The sequence below is a fragment of the Pseudomonas sp. EGD-AK9 genome, assembly GCF_000465935.2.
Lineage (GTDB): Bacteria > Pseudomonadota > Gammaproteobacteria > Pseudomonadales > Pseudomonadaceae > Aquipseudomonas.
In genome coordinates this window covers 1-2,299 of record NZ_AVOF01000435.1, presented here as the reverse complement: position 1 = coordinate 2,299, position 2,299 = coordinate 1, and the positions used below count along the sequence as shown (strand labels likewise).

At 68.6% G+C, this 2,299-nt stretch carries 3 protein-coding genes and 1 pseudogene; 1 reads left to right on the top strand and 3 read right to left on the bottom strand.

Annotated elements, in window-relative coordinates; all coding sequences use genetic code 11:
• A pseudogene (locus N878_RS18055) lies at positions 1-270 on the top strand (hypothetical protein); the annotation flags it as partial.
• A gap of 31 nt (positions 271-301) precedes the next feature.
• Here the strand turns inward: N878_RS18055 and N878_RS18050 are convergent.
• The 3 genes from N878_RS18050 to N878_RS18040 all read right to left on the bottom strand — a co-directional run.
• Positions 302-1,417 (bottom strand): hypothetical protein, encoded by a 1,116-nt coding sequence (locus N878_RS18050; RefSeq protein WP_021444980.1) that lies wholly within the window; start codon positions 1,415-1,417, stop codon positions 302-304.
• A 93-nt stretch (positions 1,418-1,510) separates the two neighbouring features.
• The gene (locus N878_RS18045) at positions 1,511-1,990 is read right to left on the bottom strand and encodes a YchJ family protein (protein ID WP_021444979.1); all 480 of its coding nucleotides are present in this window, start codon (positions 1,988-1,990) and stop codon (positions 1,511-1,513) included.
• Between the two features lie 4 nt (positions 1,991-1,994).
• Positions 1,995-2,299: DUF6231 family protein (locus N878_RS18040; RefSeq protein WP_021444978.1), on the bottom strand; the 305-nt coding region annotated here is incomplete at its 5' end.

The window sequence follows — 2,299 nt, the reverse complement described above, 5'->3', positions numbered from 1 at the left end:
CCTGCAGCACCGCTGGCGAGTGCCACTGGCGGCCGCCTGCGGGTGGCGCCGCGCGACGAATACATGGCCGCCTTCAGCGAGGTGGACGCGCCGGATTTCGGCATCGCACCGGTCGGCGCCGATCTGCAGGACGCCAAGCCCGAGGCCGCCGCACCGCAGGTCGATCTGTCGCAGTTCAGCCTGGCGCCGGTAGGCAGCGACATGGGCCAGGCCAAGGCTGCCCCGGCCGCGCCGCCGCCGGATACCTCGCACCTGAAACTGCAGGAATGACACCGGGCCCGCCATTGCGGGCCCGGTCGTTTCAGCTTGCCTGGCACTTGGCCTCGGCGTCTCCGGGCTTGAGCTTGCGCACCGAGACGTAGAACAGCTCGCAGGTCTGCAACTGGTCGGTGACCTGCCATTTCTGCGTGCAGCTCGCGAGCGTCTGCTGCGGATCGCCGGCGGGCTGCCGGCCCATGTCGGCTTGCCAGCAGGCGGCGCTGAGATCCTGGCCCATGACCCGGATGCCGGTGGCATCGGCCTTGGCCTGGCTGCCCTGGTTGTTGGCCGGATCGGCGGCGTACCAGATATAGCTGGGGTGGTTGGCGCCCAGCACCGACACCTGTTGCCCCGGCGCGGCCTCGATCCGGCCGAGGCCGAGCACCGCCAGCTGCACGCCATACTGCTGCTTGACCCAGTCGCGCACCGGGCTGCCGAAGGCGACCATGGGCAGGCTGGCGCCGCCCTTGCCGGCGCTCAGCTCGCGCACCATACGCTGCTGGTAGTCGTTGAAATAACCGTAGACCCCTTGCAGGGCGCTGCCGGCGTTGGCCGGCGCGGCGATCGGGGCGATATCGACGATGGTTTGGTAGGCCGGGGTCTGCGTCGCCGGCACGCCGTTGCTGACCAGCAGCGCGGCCCAGCGATCGGTGGTGCTGGAGCGCAGGTAGTCCTGCGCCTGGGTCAGCGAATAGTCCGGGGGGAAATGCAGCAGCTCGACGCTCTTGCGGTTGTCCAGGGCCATGCCCAGGGGCAGGAAGAAGTACCAGTCGTACTGCCATTTGCCGTCGCGGTTGAGCTGGTTGGCGCCGTCGTAGGCCAGGTCGCCGGCGTCGAGCAGTTGCTTGAGCGGTTGCCCGTAGCCCTTGGGCGTGCCGGCGAAGTCGGCGTAGAGGCGCTCGCCCTGGCGGTGAATGGTCACCCGGGCGTCGGCGTAACCGTCCCGCGCCAGGCTCTGTTCGAGGTAGTGCTGCACCGTCTGCTCCAGCGTCCAGTCGCGGTAGCAGATCACGCTGCAGTTGTTGGGGTAGGCGAACAGGCGGCTGACGCGCGCGCTGTCGCCCAGATCGAGGCGCTCCCCCTGCTGTCCGGACGGTTGGCTGGCGCAGCCGAACAGCAGACTGGCCAGGATGATCGCCACACCACTTCGCTTGTGCATGCCCTTCTCCTTGTTGAGCGTCCGCGCCCGGCAACGTGCCGGCGGGCGCCCACAACTCAAGCAGAAAAGGCCGCAGGCGTCAGGTACGTGCGTTCAACCCAGGTAGCCGGCGCAGCATTTCTTGAACTTCTGTCCGCTGCGGCAGGGGCAGGGATCGTTGCGTCCGGCTTTCAGCGGCACGCTCGGGTCGAGGAAATACCAGCGCCCGCCGACCTGGACGAAGGCCGAGCGTTCGCGGTGGCTGTGCTCGCCCTGTGCGTCGTGCCAGCGGGCGACGAAGCAGACCTGCGCATGCTCGGGCTGGCCGCCGAACAGCTCGCTGCTTTCCACCTCCAGGCCGAGCCAGGTGCTCTGCGCGCTCCAGGCGGCCATGGCGGCGCGATCCAGCGCGCTCTGCTGGGCCGGCAGGGTGGTGGCGACCAGGTAGTCCACCAGGCCCAGCACGTAGGCGCTGTAGCGCGAGCGCATCAGCAGCTCGGCGCTGGGCGCGGCGGTGCCGGCATGGTAGGGGCCGCAGCAGTGGCCGAGGGGGTTGCCGCTACCGCAGGGGCAAACGGGGTCGAGTGGATTCATGGCGTTACCACCAGTACTTGCCGAAGTTTTCCGGATTGGCCCAGAACTTGGCGTTCAGCCAGTCCGGCACCTGCTTGTAGTCGAGCAGGTCGTAGGTGAACAGGTGCAGGGTCTGGCCTTCGCGCTGGAACTGCTCGCTGGCCTGCATGGCCAGGGCGAAGAAATCGGTTTCCCGCCAGTCTGCGGCCTGCAGGTCGACCAGCACGGCGACGCGGCTGGCGTTGAGGTTGCGGATGCCGCCGAGCAGTTGCAGACCGTCGCGCTTGCTCAGGTGTTCCAGGCAGTCGACCAGCAGCGCCAGGTCGAAGC